This window comes from Pseudomonas sp. S49, from assembly GCF_009866785.1.
Taxonomy (GTDB): domain Bacteria; phylum Pseudomonadota; class Gammaproteobacteria; order Pseudomonadales; family Pseudomonadaceae; genus Aquipseudomonas.
Genome location: NZ_CP019432.1, coordinates 5,731,684 through 5,745,603, shown reverse-complemented (window position 1 = coordinate 5,745,603; position 13,920 = coordinate 5,731,684). Strand labels below are relative to the sequence as shown.

The window sequence follows — 13,920 nt, the reverse complement described above, 5'->3', positions numbered from 1 at the left end:
TGAGGTAATCCCCTGTGGGAGCGAGCTTGCTCGCGAATACGGAGTGTCAGTTGATGAATGATTTGACTGGCACACCGCTTTCGCAAGCAGGCTCGCTCCCACATTTGTTTTTGTGTTGTTCATTCATTTTGTGAAGGGGATCTGTTTTGTCTTCTCCCATACCTGTAACGGTACTCAGCGGTTTCCTCGGCGCCGGCAAGACCACTTTGCTGCGCCATATTCTGAAAGCCGAGCACGGCCTGAAAATCGCCGTGATCGAAAACGAATTCAGCGACGCCGGCATCGACACGCAGTTGCTGGGTGATGAGCCGGTGCAAGTCATGACTCTGGCCAACGGCTGTGTCTGCTGCACCATTCACACCGACCTGACCAAGGCGTTGTATCTGCTGCTGGAGCGGCTGGACAGCGGCGAGATTGCGTTTGATCGCCTGGTCATCGAGTGCACCGGACTGGCCGATCCGGCGCCAGTGGCACAGACGTTTTTCATCGACGAAGAACTGCGCGAGCGTTATCTGCTCGACGGCATCATCACCCTGGTCGATGCCGCGCACGCGGATGTACACCTGACCCAGACCATCGCCCAGGCGCAGATCGGTTTTGCCGACCGATTGCTGGTGAGCAAGACCGATCTGGTCGATGAAGCCACGTTCAACGCGCTGAGCGAACGGCTGACGCGGATCAACCGTCGCGCACCGATCCGTGTGGTCGAGCACGGCAGCATTGATTTGGCTGAACTGCTGGATGTGCGCGGCTTCAACCTCAATGCTGACCTCGGCGGTGGTTTGAGCTTGCGTCCAGTGAGCAAGGCGCCGTCGATTGATCGTATTTCCAGTCTGGTATTGCGTACCGATCAGCCGCTGGATATCGATCAGCTCAGCGAGTTCATGAATGAGCTGCTGGAAGAACACGGCAAGCAATTGCTGCGTTACAAGGGCGTGCTGAACATTGCCGGTGAGGATCGGCGCTTGGTGTTTCAGGGTGTGCTGAAGCTTTACGGTTTCGACTGGGACACTGAATGGGCCGAGGGTGAGGCGCGGGAGAGTGTGATTGTGTTTATTGCCGATGATTTGCCGGAGGAAAAGATTCGGGCGGGGTTTGCCAGGGTGGCTTCTGCCTGATGGGTTTGTAGTGTCAATGATGACGCCATCGCGAGCAGGCTCACTCCTACAGGGGAACGCGTTTCAAATGTAGGAGTGAGCCTGCTCGCGATAGCAATCTAACCTGCAACACAATGCTCAAGATCTGAACCCAGCAGCGTCTGCTCAAGATGATCCAGATGCCGATTCATCAACATCGCGGCCTTGGAAATATCGCCTCGCTCGACGGCCTCAACCAGCACCAAATGCTCCTGCCATGCGCAACAACTGTGCGTAGTACCCTTACACCGCGCAATCGCCAACGACGTCAGCGGCACCAGGCTGCCGAGAAAATGCGCCAACGGTGCATTCCCCGCCATCTGCGCCAAGTGCAGATGAAACTCACCGGACAAGCGAATCGCCGCACCCCGCCGATCCTGCTCAACCGCCTGACGCTCGCGTTCGATCAGCCCGCGCAAGCGTTTCAACCCTTCCGCTTGCGGACGCTGGCAGGCCAGACGCACCAAGGTGTTTTCGGCCAGTCGCCGCGCATGCAGGGCCTGCCGCGTCTGCTCCCGATCGGGTGCTGCCACACGCGGCCGATGATTGGCGCGCAGCACAATGACCTGCTCAAGCGACAACTGCGTCAGCACCCGCCGCACATCGGCACGACTGGCGCCGAACATCTCTTTCAAACTGTCTTCGGTGAAACGGCTGGCCGTATCGATGCGCAGCTCGAGAATCGCGTCGAACAGTCGCGGGTACAGATCCTCCGCCGGCACTCTTACGCGGGAGAAGGGCAGGGGCGCGGTGGTCGGGTGGGTTTGCGACGGTGAAGCGAAACTGTTCATGGCCTGTCTCCAATAGAAATCAGCGACTCAGGTTGTCTTCCGGAATATTCAACTCAATCCCCATCCGCTGGCCTTCGCGCAAAATGTGCCGACGCATTTCGGCGCTGGCCTGGGCGCTGTTCTTGCTGCGGATCGCGCGCACCACGGCCTCGTTTTCTTCCAGCCGCTCGGCCAGATGCTCCGGCGAATTGCGCAACACCTCGGCGCTTTGCTTGAGGGCGTTGCTGGTTTGCTGCACCACGCTCTGGAAGATCGGATTCGAGGTGAGCGTGAACAACTCTTCGTGGAAGGCGATGTAGGCGCTGACGCCGGCGTCACTGTCGCCGGCCTCGAGGGCTTCGCGCATGTCCATCAGGGTCAAGCGCAACTGGCCGACTTCCTTGCTGCTGATCGACTGCGCGACCAGGCCGACGATGAACGGCTCAAGGGTGTAGCGCAGTTGCAGCACGTCTTCGAGGCTGGCGCCGGCGACTGCGCTGTCGTGGCTCTGGCTGTCGCTGAGATGCGCATCAAGTACGACAACGCCTTTGCCCGGCATCGAACGCACCAGACCAAGGGTTTCCAGGACGATCACCGCTTCGCGCAGGCTCGGGCGGCTGATGCCCAGTTGTTCGGCCAGTTCGCGCTGGCCCGGCAGCATGTCGCCGGAGCGCCACTGGCCACGGGCGAGCGCCGCACGGAGTTTTTCTACGACTGAGTTGACGACGGTTGATGTAGTAATCACTTGTCTTGCTCCATGTGCCCAAAGGGGCGCCGCAAACCGAAATCAAGAGATCGCCATTTGCGGCAGCGCCGATAGGGTTGAAATCAGAACTCCTGCTGGTGCGCCGGAGTTGCTGGTTTACGCGGCTGAAAGGTGTAGCCCTGCTGGCCGCTGAGTACTTTGTTGGCGCGTTGCACGTCGATGTCTTTTTCCCAACGGGCAATGGCGACAGTGGCGACGCAGTTGCCGATGAGATTGGTGAGTGCCCGGCCGATGCCCATGAACCAGTCCACTGCCAACACCAGCACCAGACCGACCACCGGAATTGCCGGAATCGCTGTCAGCGTGGCCGCCAGAATCACCAGTGCCGAACCTGGAATGCCGTGTGCCCCTTTGGAGGTGATCAGCGACACCAGCAGAATCGTCAGCAAATCAGTCATCGCCAGCGGAGTGCCGGTGGCGTTGGCGATGAAGACGATGGCCAGGGTCAGGTAGATCGAAAAACCGTCGAGGTTGAACGAGTACCCGGTCGGGATCACCAGGCCCACGGTCGAGCTGCCAATGCCGAGGTGTTCGAGTTTGCGCATGATCTGTGGCAACACGGCGTCGGACGAGGCGGTGCCCATGACGATCAGCAGTTCTTCGCGCAGGTACTTGAGCAGCGGCCACATGCGCAGGCCGGAAGCACGCATCACCAGACCGAGAATCACGCTGACGAAAGCGATGCAGGTCAGGTAGAACAAACCGACCAGACTGCCCAGGTGTTGCAGGGAATCGAGGCCATATTTGCTGGTGGTAAACGCGATAGCGCCGAACACGCCGATCGGCGCCAGACGCACGATCATGCCCATGATGCGGAAGATCACATGGCTCAGTTCGTTGATCAGTCGCGAGATCCCGGAAGCCGCCTCACCCACCAGATTCAACGCGCTGCCGAACAGTACCGAGAACAGCAGCACCTGCAGGATGTTGTTGTCGGCAAAAGCGCCGATCACCGAAGTCGGTATCAGATCCATCAGGAACTGCGTGGTGGTGTGCATGTGCTGGCCGCGTTCGGCGAGATCGCCCATATCGGCGGAAGATAGCTGCTCCAGATGGATATTTGCGCCGCTGCCAATACCGGTGCTGAAGGCGAAGACCAGACCGATCACTAGCGCGATGGTGGTGAGTACTTCGAAATAGATCACCGACTTGAGGCCGATGCGCCCGACCTTCTTCAGATCGCCGGCGCCGCTGATACCGCTGACCACCACGCAGAACACGATGAGGCCGATGAGCATCTTGATCAGTTTGATGAAGCCGTCGCCGAGCGGTTTGAGCTGGGCCGAGTATTCAGGGAGGGTCAGCCCGCAGACGATGCCGAGCACCAGTCCGAGAACCACTTGGAGGAAGATTGAACGCGAGCACCATCTGAGCATGGGAGGAATCCTGGTCGGTGTCCTGGCTGCTGGCGCTTGCACGCTCAGATTCAGGACTTAATTATTGTGGTCTTACCGGTATGTCCAGTGCGGGTGCAGTCTACGCTCGGTTTTTTCGGGATGACAAGTGAAAACAGCAAAATTGGCATGACCGGTCTGACCAGTGGCCATAGCCACGTGTAGGCGCTGCCGAAGGCTGCGATCTTTTGATCTTGTTTTTAAGATCCAGATCAAAAGATCGCAGCCTTCGGCAGCGCCTACACGGGAAATCAGGGGCGAAAAAAAACCGGCCAATCACTCGGCCGGTTTTTCATGCTGCGGGTTTAACGTCGCAATCAAGCGCCGTATACCGGCAGTTTCTTGCAGATGGCTTTGACTTTCTCACGAACGGCGTCAATCACCGCTTCGTTGTTCAGGTCAGCCAGGATGTCGCAGATCCAGCCGGCCAGCTCTTTGCACTCGGCTTGCTTGAAGCCACGAGTGGTCACAGCCGGAGTACCGAAGCGCAGGCCGGAAGTGACGAACGGCGAGCGTGGGTCGTTTGGCACGGAGTTCTTGTTCACGGTGATGAACGCTTTGCCCAGAGCGGCGTCAGCATCTTTCCCGGAGATGTCCTGCTTGATCAGCGACAGCAGGAACAGGTGGTTCTTGGTACCCCCGGAAACTACGTCGAAACCGCGCTCGATGAACACTTCGGCCATGGCCTGGGCGTTCAGCACCACTTGTTCCTGGTAGGCCTTGAACTCTGGCTGCAACGCTTCCTTGAAGCAGATTGCCTTGGCGGCGATCACGTGCTCCAGCGGGCCACCCTGGGCGCCCGGGAATACCGCGGAGTTGAGCTTCTTCTCGATGTCGGCGTTGGCGCGAGCCAGGATCAGGCCGCCACGTGGACCGCGCAGGGTCTTGTGCGTGGTGGTGGTCACGACGTCAGCGAAAGGCACCGGGTTCGGGTAAACACCCGCGGCAACCAGACCGGCTACGTGAGCCATGTCGACGAACAGGTAAGCGCCGACTTTGTCCGCGATGGCGCGGAAGCGTGGGAAGTCGAGAATCTGCGAGTAGGCAGAGAAACCGGCCACGATCATTTTCGGCTTGTGCTCAACCGCCAGGCGCTCGACTTCGTCGTAGTCGATCAGACCGTTGGCGTCGATGCCGTACTGCACAGCGTTGTACAGTTTGCCCGAGGAGGAAACGCTGGCGCCGTGAGTCAGGTGACCACCGTGAGCCAGGCTCATGCCCAGAATGGTGTCGCCACCTTGCAGCAGAGCCAGGTAGACCGCAGCGTTGGCTTGCGAACCGGCGTGCGGCTGAACGTTGGCGTAATCGGCGCCGAACAGTTCTTTTGCACGGTCGATAGCCAGTTGCTCAACGATGTCGACGTACTCGCAACCACCGTAGTAGCGCTTGCCTGGGTAGCCTTCGGCGTACTTGTTGGTCAGGACCGAGCCTTGAGCTTCCATCACCGCTGGGCTGGTGTAGTTTTCCGAAGCGATCAGCTCAATGTGTTCTTCCTGGCGCTGAGCTTCTTGCTCCATGGCGGCAAAAAGGTCGGCGTCGTACTTGGCAATAGTCAAATCACGGCTGAACATGGCGGTCCTCAAGGATCGGGGGCAGAAAAGGGGGGCATTCTAACCCAATGGGTTTTGGATGGCATATGAAACGACATCATGTCGCAGACAAGTGGCGTTCATGACAGATGTGCGGTGCTTTTGAAGGCCGCTTCGCGAGCAGGCTCGCTCCCACAGTAACCGAGGTGCTCTTGCGATTTTCTGACCGACATCAATCCCTTGTGGGAGCGAGCCTGCTCGCGATGGCCGCGCCGCAGGACTTCAGTCGAACATGAACAGCGCGTCATTGCTGAACTGCGCCTCAAACCGTCCCGCTGGCATCGGCCGCCCGAACAGATAGCCCTGAACCTCATCGCAACCGTGCTCACGCAGGAAGTCCAGCTGTTCATGGGTTTCCACGCCTTCGGCGATTACCGCCAGATTCAGGCTGTGCGCCATGGCGATGATCGCCCGGGCAATCTGCGCGTCTTGTTCGCCGGACGGTAAGCCATCGACAAACGTGCGGTCGATTTTCAGCACGTCGATCGGGAATTGTTTGAGGTAGTTCAGCGATGAGTAGCCGGTGCCGAAGTCATCGACCGCGATGCTCAGGCCAAGGTTTTTCAGCCCGGCAAGAATCTGCATCGCTTCGCTGACTTCGCGCATCAGGATACTTTCGGTCAGTTCAAGTTCCAGACACGCCGGCGGCAGGCCGGTTTCGCGCAGGATCGTGGCGATCCGCGTGCCGAGCTGGCCGTCGGAGAACTGCCGCGCGGAGATGTTCACTGAGACCTTCGGTACACGCACGCGGTTCTGGTGCCAGGTCTTCAGTTGGCGGCAAGCCTCGCTGATCACCCAGTCGCCAACGTCAACCACCAGACCGAGTTCTTCGAGCACCGGAATGAAATCTCCCGGCGGCACCAGTCCACGACGTGGATGGCGCCAGCGCAACAGCGCTTCAGCGCCGGTCAGACGCTTGCCGTCGCCGCTGAACTGCGGCTGGTAATACAGGACGAATTCGTTCTGTTCCAAGGCGTGGCGCAGGTCGCTTTCCAGTTCCAGACGCTCCAGCGCACTGGCGTTCATGTCGGCCTGATAGAACTGGAAGTTGTTCTTGCCGCGCTCCTTGGCGTGGTACATCGCGGTGTCGGCGTTCTTCATCAACTGGCTGAGCTCGTTGCCGTCCTGCGGACTCAGGGCGATGCCGATACTCGCGGTGACAAAGAACTCGCGGCCTTCGAGCACGAACGGTCGCACCAGGCTGCCAAGGATCTGCTCGGCGACATGAATCGCCCGGTTCAGCGCCATTTCGCGGCTGGAGCGGTGTTGCAGCAGCAGCGTGAATTCGTCACCGCCCATGCGCGCCACGGTGTCGTCATCGTCGACACAGGCCAGCAGGCGCGTGGCCATGTCTTTGAGCATACGGTCGCCGGCGGCGTGGCCGAGGGAGTCGTTGATCGGTTTGAAACGGTCGAGGTCGAGGAACATCAGCACCACCCACGACTTCTGCCGTTCGGCCGATTGCAGCGCAGTGTGCAGGCGATCCTGGAACAACGTGCGGTTCGGCAAATGGGTCAGGGCGTCGTAGTAGGCGAGGCGGTGAATGCGCTGCTCGCTGGCCTTGCGCTCGCTGATGTCGCTGAAGAAGCACACGTAACTGGCCAGATCACCCTCGTCGTCGAGCACCGCGGTGATGCCGACCCACGCTGGGTAGTGCTCGCCGTTACGGCGCTTCATCCAGACTTCGCCTTCCCACGTGTTGTGCTCGTGCAATTGCTTGATCACATAACGCAGGTGCGCGTCCTGTTGTTCGTCGACCGTGAGCATGTTCGGCAACTGGTCGAGCACTTCGCTCACCGCGTAACCGCTGACGCGGCTGAAAGCCTCGTTGGCCTGAACGATGTAGCCGGCCGGATCGGTGATCAGAATCGCCGAGGTCGAATGCTCGAAAACCGTGGCGGCCATGCGCAGGTCTTTTTCGGCGCGGCGCTGCTGACTGATGTCGCGACCGACGCCGAGCACGCCTTCAAACGCGCCATGCTCGTCCCACACCAGCACCAGACGCAGCTCGATCGGGATCTTGCGGCCATCGGCACGCAGGCAGTCGAACAGGAACAATTGCGTCTGCACCTGGCTACGCAAAATGGCCAGTTGCTCGGGTTTGTCCAACGCCTTGCTGACGCGATCCATCAGCGTGTAGATGCCGCTCAGTTGCTGCGGGTTGGCGATGGTCGATTGCCAGCCGTTCTGGAAAATCCACTCGGCGTCGTAACCCAGCACAGCCTGCACCGACGGGCTGACGTAGTTCAGCGAGAGCTTGCTGTCGGTGGAGAAAATCACGTCGCTGATGCTTTCGGCGAGCATGCGGTAGCGCTGCTCGCTGTCACGCAGCGATTCGCTGGCTTCGATCTGTTCGGTGATGTCCTTGGCCACGCCGATGATCCGCGTGACCTGATCATGTTTGTCGCGGGCCAGGGCCTGCTCGCGAATATCGAAACGCCGCCACTTGCCGTCGCGATGACGGAAACGCAACTGGCATTGCAGCAACTGACTGTAACCGGCGTGGCGCTGCAACTGGCGCGAGCGATGGTAGTAGTCGGCGTCTTCCGGGTGTAGCAGGATCTCCCAGAAGTACTCGCCCATCTGGTGCAATTCGGTGCGGTTGTAGCCGAGGGTCTGGCCGAGATGGTGGTTGCTGAAAATCATCCGCTGGCTGATCACGTCTTGCACGTACAGATGATCCGGCACGGTGCGCACCACGTCGGACCAGAAACCTTCGCGTTCGAGCAGCGACAGTTCGATCAGCTTGCGGCTGGTGATGTCGTTGATGCTGAGGATCACCGCTTTGTAGTCGTGCTGCTCGGTCGGCAGGCGCAACACCATCCACAGGTGTTGATCGCGGCCATTGATGTCCGGCAGTTTGATTTCCAGTTCCAGCTGCTTTTGTTGCTGCAGCACGGCATCGAGGACTTGATTGCCGATCGCGCACTGGCGGTGCGGATGGCCGTCGATCAGCAGTTGCCAGGCGTGCTCGCAAGAGTTGACGTTGAGCAGTTGCAACGCGACCTGGTTGACCTCGGTGACGCGCAGTTCCTGCAGCAGTTGCTGGCGTTGCTGCGGTTGGTCGAGCCACGCCTTGAGCTGATCGCTGGTCTGGATCTGCGCCTTGTCGAAGACTTGCTTGAGACCCGACAGATCAAGCACACAGAGGGCCACACCGGTGCCTTCGAAAATGTCCTGATAGCGACGGCGACCCTCATGTAACTGGCGTTGACGGCGGCGCATGTTCAACAGCGCGATCACCGGCAGCATCGAGAATGCCAGGCCCAACAGGCATTTGCCGATGAACGCCGGCAGCAATTCTTCCAGCACGCGCTGGCGGTCGAACAGGCCGCGCAACTGCCAGTCGCTGCTGCTCAGCGGCACGGTCAGCACGGTGTTGGCCAGATCGTCCGGGGTCAGCACGCCGGGTTTGGCTGAAGGCAGCGCTTCGTCGCGGCTGATGATTTGATGGTTGATGCGGTTTTCCACCAGCCACAGCGGACGCAAACCGGTATCACCCTGTTTGGTCAGCGAGTCGAAGAACGTCGGGGTCAGGCGCAACGCCCAATAGCCGCGGGTGCTGCCGCTAGCCTGATGGAGTAATAGATGCACCACCGAGCCGTCATCGGCGTTGCTGAAATAATGCGCCTGGGCGCGACTGCGGCGCACCAGTTCGGTCAGGTAGTTGGCGTCGTCGCTGTCGACGGCGCTGTCGCTGATAATCCGCCCGGAAGGACTGAGCAACGCCATGCTGCGCAGATCGGGCAGCGACTGCTGAAGCTTGCGCAGCAGTGCCTGCTGTTCGTCGGCTGATTGCGGCTGTTCGACGATCGGTAGCAGATTGAGGGCGATTTGCGCGTTCAGCGCCATGTTCAGGCTGACCTGCGAGGCGAGGTCGGCGGTGTAATCGATGGTGTACTGACGCTGGTTTTTCTGGGTTTCGCGCAGTTGATCGAGCAGTTGCCAGAACAGCAACGCGAGCAACAAAAGCACGAGTGTCGCCAGCGCACCCTTTAATGTACCGCGCAGGGACGAGCCGGGCGCCGGTGGGGTGCTGCTCACAGAAGCTGGCGGAGTGACATTGGACAAGCTGTAATCCTGCGGTTTGGCTGGACTGGCGCGACGTGCACTATAAGCCGGACGCCCAAAGGGCGGCTAGCATGCCTTGAGTCGTGGCGAAGTGCCAGCCCCGCGCGGCTGGACTGCCTTCCGTCATTCAGGTAGCTTTGCCGGTTACGCGGGAGCGTTCCAGCTCCTAGACTCAGACTTTTTCAGCGCGCACGCATTGATAACCATCAAGTGAACGACGCGCATGGTCTGGCCGGGCTTCGCCTGCGCTGCAATCATTCATCTGTCACTGACCCAAGGTTCTCCATGGCTCAATACGTCTTCACCATGCATCGGCTGGGCAAAGTTGTTCCGCCGAAGCGGGAAATTCTCAAAAACATTTCGCTGTCGTTCTTCCCGGGCGCCAAGATCGGCGTACTCGGCCTCAACGGTTCGGGTAAGTCCACGCTGCTGAAAATCATGGCCGGCGTCGACACCGAGTTCGAGGGCGAAGCCCGTCCGATGCCGGACCTGAACATCGGTTATCTGCCGCAAGAGCCGCAACTTGATCCGACCAAGACCGTGCGTGAAGTGGTCGAGGAAGCGGTCAGCGTGATCAAGGATGCGCAAGCGCGTCTGGACGAGGTCTACGCGGCCTACGCCGATCCGGATGCCGACTTCGACAAGCTCGCCGCCGAGCAAGCCAAACTCGAAGCGATCCTGCAGGCCAGCGATGGTCACAACCTTGAGCGCCAGCTGGAAGTCGCCGCCGATGCGCTGCGTCTGCCGGCCTGGGACGCCAAGGTCGAATTCCTCTCCGGTGGTGAAAAACGTCGTGTGGCGCTGTGCCGTCTGCTGCTGTCCGCGCCGGACATGCTGCTGCTCGACGAACCAACCAACCACTTGGACGCCGATTCGGTGGCGTGGCTGGAGCACTTCCTGCACGACTTCCCGGGCACCGTGGTTGCGATCACGCACGACCGTTACTTCCTCGACAACGTCGCTGGCTGGATTCTGGAACTCGACCGCGGCGCAGGCATTCCGTACGAAGGCAACTACTCGGGTTGGCTCGAAGCCAAGTCCGATCGTCTGGCTGCCGAATCCAAGCAGCAGTCGGCCCACGAAAAAGCCATGAAAGAAGAACTGGAGTGGGTGCGCAAAGGCGCCAAGGCCCGCCAGTCGAAATCCAAGGCTCGTCTGCAACGCTTCGAAGAAATGCAATCGCAGGAATTCCAGAAGCGCAGCGAAACCAACGAGATCTACATCCCGGCCGGTCCACGCCTGGGCGACAAGGTCATCGAGTTCAAGAACGTCACCAAGGGCTACGGCGATCGCGTCCTGATCGACAACCTGTCGTTCTCGATGCCGAAGGGCGCCATTGTTGGCGTGATCGGCGGTAACGGTGCCGGTAAATCGACCCTGTTCCGCATGCTGATGGGCAAGGAAACACCGGATTCGGGCAGCATCGAAGTCGGCGAAACCGTGCAACTGGCCTGCGTCGATCAGAGCCGCGATGACCTGGATGGCAGCAAGACTGTGTTCCAGCAAATCTCCGACGGTTCCGACCAGATCCGCATCGGCAACTACGAGATCCCGTCGCGCACCTACGTCGGTCGCTTCAACTTCAAGGGCGGCGACCAGCAGAAGTTCGTCAAGGACCTGTCCGGTGGTGAGCGCGGTCGTCTGCACCTGGCGCTGACCCTGAAGGAGGGCGGCAACGTCCTGCTGCTCGACGAACCGTCCAACGACCTCGACGTTGAAACCCTGCGTTCCCTGGAGGAAGCCCTGCTGGACTTCCCGGGCGCCGCCATTGTGATCTCTCACGATCGGTGGTTCCTTGACCGCGTGGCGACACACATCCTGGCGTACGAAGACGACTCGCAAGCGATCTTCTTCGAAGGCAACTACACCGAGTACGAAGCTGATCGCAAAAAGCGTCTCGGCGAAGCGGCTGCCCAGCCACACCGGGTACGTCACAAGAAACTGGCCTGATATCGGGTTGGTTGCATGAAAGAGCGGAGCCTTCGGGCTCCGTTTTTTTTTGCCCGGTTTTTGTCAGCGGGACCGAGGTGCGGCCATCGCGAGCAGGCTCACTCCTACATTTGAAATGCGTTCCCCCCTGTAGAAGTGAGCCTGCTCGCGATAGCTGTGTAACTGGCGGTGCATTGCTTGAATCCAGACTCCCCATTCAGGTGCAAAACCCGCTAAAAAACCGCCTTATTTATATCCTGTGCACCATTTAATTTCATAACTGCGACATTTTGCTCTGTTCCTGTGCGCGATCCGTTTGTTACAGTCCGGCCCAATCTCCTCCAACGACAATAAATTTGCCGAGACTTTTCCCATGATCGAATCCGTCGAATCCTTCCTTGCCCGTCTGAAAAAACGCGACCCGGATCAACCCGAATTCCACCAGGCCGTCGAAGAAGTCCTGCGCAGCCTGTGGCCGTTTCTCGAAGCCAATCCGCATTACCTGAACTCGGGGATTCTGGAGCGCATCTGCGAGCCGGAGCGTGCCGTGGTGTTCCGCGTGTCATGGGTCGACGATCAGGGCAAAGTCCAGGTCAATCGCGGTTTCCGCATCCAGATGAATAGCGCCATCGGCCCGTACAAGGGCGGTTTGCGCTTCCATCCTTCGGTGAACCTGGGCGTGCTGAAATTCCTCGCCTTCGAACAGACCTTCAAAAACTCCCTGACTTCGCTGCCCATGGGCGGCGGCAAGGGCGGTTCTGACTTCGATCCGAAGGGCAAGAGCGACGCCGAGGTCATGCGTTTCTGTCAGGCGTTCATGAGCGAGTTGTATCGCCACATTGGCGCCGACGTTGACGTACCCGCCGGTGATATTGGCGTCGGTGCGCGCGAGATCGGCTTCCTGTTCGGCCAGTACAAACGCCTGAGCAACCAGTTCACCAGCGTCCTCACCGGCAAAGGCATGACCTACGGTGGCAGCCTGATTCGTCCGGAAGCCACGGGGTTCGGTTGCGTGTACTTCGCTGAAGAAATGCTCAAGCGCCGCGAGCAGACCGTCGAAGGCAAACGCGTGGCGATCTCCGGTTCCGGCAACGTGGCGCAATACGCGGCGCGCAAGGTCATGGATCTGGGCGGCAAAGTGATTTCCTTGTCCGACTCCGAAGGCACGCTGTATTGCGAAGCTGGCTTGAGCGAAGAGCAGTGGCTGGCGTTGCTGGAGCTGAAAAACGTCAAACGCGGTCGCATCAGCGAACTGGCGGCAGCGTTCGGTCTGGAGTTCCGCGCCGGTCAGCTGCCATGGTCGTTGCCGTGCGACATCGCGCTGCCGTGCGCTACGCAGAACGAACTCGACGCTGAGGCTGCACGCACGCTGCTGCGCAATGGCTGCGTATGCGTGGCCGAAGGCGCGAACATGCCGACCACGCTGGAGGCTGTGGATATCTTTATCGAGGCCGGCATTCTCTTCGCCCCAGGCAAGGCATCCAACGCTGGCGGCGTGGCGGTGAGCGGTCTGGAAATGTCACAGAACGCCATGCGTCTGCTGTGGACGGCGGGCGAGGTCGACAGCAAGCTGCACGCGATCATGCAATCGATTCACCACGCGTGCGTGCATTACGGCGAAGAGAACGGGCGGATCAACTACGTCAAAGGCGCTAACATCGCCGGCTTCGTCAAAGTCGCCGACGCGATGTTGGCGCAGGGTGTGGTTTAAGCCGGTTCGATGCGGATCACTTCAATCACTTGATCACCGGCGGGGTGCTGCCACAGCACCTCGTCATTGAGCCGGGCACCCAGCAGCGCCCGGCCCAGCGGTGAGCCCCAATTGATCAGGCCTTTGCTGGCATCGGCCTGATCCTCGCCGACCAGTTGCACGCGGCGTTCGGTGTCGTGTTCGTCAGCGTAGGTCACCCAGCTGCCGATCTGCGCTTTATCGGTGGACGTCGCGGCAACCGCCACTTGTGCACTGCTCAGGCGCTGATTGAAATAACGCAAATCCCGTTGCAGATCCGCCAGCCGTTGTTTGTCGGCCTGCTCACCTTTGGCCGATTGTTCGGCATGCAGGGTTTGCAGTTCGGCGACTTTTTCTTGCAACTGCGCGAGCCCTTGCGCCGTGACGTAATTGGGCTGCTCGCTGACCTGCCGTTCGACCGGCTGATCGGCTTGCGCGGCGGCGTTGTCTTCGTTGACGAATGCGCGACTCATGGTGTCCTCCTCGTATGAGGTTTGGGCCATGCTCGCAGGCATTTGGTTTCACTGGATGTCTGA

Annotated in this window: 9 protein-coding genes; 3 read left to right on the top strand and 6 right to left on the bottom strand. The window is 59.8% G+C overall.

Translation table 11 applies throughout. The features are described 5' to 3' along the window. Nucleotides 1-146: 146 nt before the first annotated feature. A complete protein-coding gene (gene yjiA, locus PspS49_RS25345) occupies nucleotides 147-1,118 on the top strand; it encodes a GTPase (protein ID WP_102899948.1) in 972 nt (323 codons plus the stop codon). A 98-nt stretch (nucleotides 1,119-1,216) separates the two neighbouring features. Here yjiA and PspS49_RS25340 read toward each other — a convergent pair whose 3' ends face one another. From PspS49_RS25340 to morA, 5 genes are all read right to left on the bottom strand, one after another. After that, a complete protein-coding gene (locus PspS49_RS25340) occupies nucleotides 1,217-1,927 on the bottom strand; it encodes a GntR family transcriptional regulator (protein ID WP_160041900.1) in 711 nt (236 codons plus the stop codon). Between the two features lie 19 nt (nucleotides 1,928-1,946). Continuing rightward, nucleotides 1,947-2,651, bottom strand: coding sequence for a FadR/GntR family transcriptional regulator (locus tag PspS49_RS25335; RefSeq protein ID WP_150751711.1), 705 nt, complete (start codon nucleotides 2,649-2,651; stop codon nucleotides 1,947-1,949). A gap of 83 nt (nucleotides 2,652-2,734) precedes the next feature. Then, nucleotides 2,735-4,048 (bottom strand): C4-dicarboxylate transporter DctA, encoded by a 1,314-nt coding sequence (locus PspS49_RS25330; protein WP_150751710.1) that lies wholly within the window; start codon nucleotides 4,046-4,048, stop codon nucleotides 2,735-2,737. Between the two features lie 335 nt (nucleotides 4,049-4,383). Next, the gene (gene glyA, locus PspS49_RS25325) at nucleotides 4,384-5,637 is read right to left on the bottom strand and encodes a serine hydroxymethyltransferase (protein WP_007909785.1); all 1,254 of its coding nucleotides are present in this window, start codon (nucleotides 5,635-5,637) and stop codon (nucleotides 4,384-4,386) included. A 240-nt stretch (nucleotides 5,638-5,877) separates the two neighbouring features. Continuing rightward, on the bottom strand, nucleotides 5,878-9,726 hold the full coding sequence (morA, locus tag PspS49_RS25320; RefSeq protein ID WP_160041898.1) for a cyclic di-GMP receptor MorA: 3,849 nt from the start codon (nucleotides 9,724-9,726) through the stop codon (nucleotides 5,878-5,880). Nucleotides 9,727-10,011: 285 nt separating this feature from the next. Here morA and ettA point away from each other — a divergent pair, with 285 nt between their 5' ends. Both ettA and gdhA read left to right on the top strand, forming a co-directional pair. Next, nucleotides 10,012-11,676, top strand: coding sequence for an energy-dependent translational throttle protein EttA (gene ettA / locus PspS49_RS25315; RefSeq protein WP_127929845.1), 1,665 nt, complete (start codon nucleotides 10,012-10,014; stop codon nucleotides 11,674-11,676). Between the two features lie 352 nt (nucleotides 11,677-12,028). Next, nucleotides 12,029-13,366 (top strand): NADP-specific glutamate dehydrogenase, encoded by a 1,338-nt coding sequence (gene gdhA / locus PspS49_RS25310; protein WP_160041896.1) that lies wholly within the window; start codon nucleotides 12,029-12,031, stop codon nucleotides 13,364-13,366. Here gdhA and PspS49_RS25305 read toward each other — a convergent pair. Further along, complete coding sequence (locus PspS49_RS25305) at nucleotides 13,363-13,857, bottom strand: GreA/GreB family elongation factor (RefSeq protein WP_160041894.1); 495 nt, start codon at nucleotides 13,855-13,857, stop codon at nucleotides 13,363-13,365. The genes gdhA and PspS49_RS25305 overlap by 4 nt on opposite strands. Nucleotides 13,858-13,920: the final 63 nt, after the last annotated feature.

Excerpts from the sequence above, each read along its gene's own strand:
- PspS49_RS25340 (WP_160041900.1), bottom strand. The coding sequence starts at position 1,927 with ATGAACAGTTTCGCTTCACCGTCGCAAACCCACCCGACCACCGCGCCC.
- PspS49_RS25330 (WP_150751710.1), bottom strand. The coding sequence starts at position 4,048 with ATGCTCAGATGGTGCTCGCGTTCAATCTTCCTCCAAGTGGTTCTCGGA.
- glyA (WP_007909785.1), bottom strand. The coding sequence starts at position 5,637 with ATGTTCAGCCGTGATTTGACTATTGCCAAGTACGACGCCGACCTTTTT.
- ettA (WP_127929845.1), top strand. The coding sequence starts at position 10,012 with ATGGCTCAATACGTCTTCACCATGCATCGGCTGGGCAAAGTTGTTCCG.
- gdhA (WP_160041896.1), top strand. The coding sequence starts at position 12,029 with ATGATCGAATCCGTCGAATCCTTCCTTGCCCGTCTGAAAAAACGCGAC.
- PspS49_RS25305 (WP_160041894.1), bottom strand. The coding sequence starts at position 13,857 with ATGAGTCGCGCATTCGTCAACGAAGACAACGCCGCCGCGCAAGCCGAT.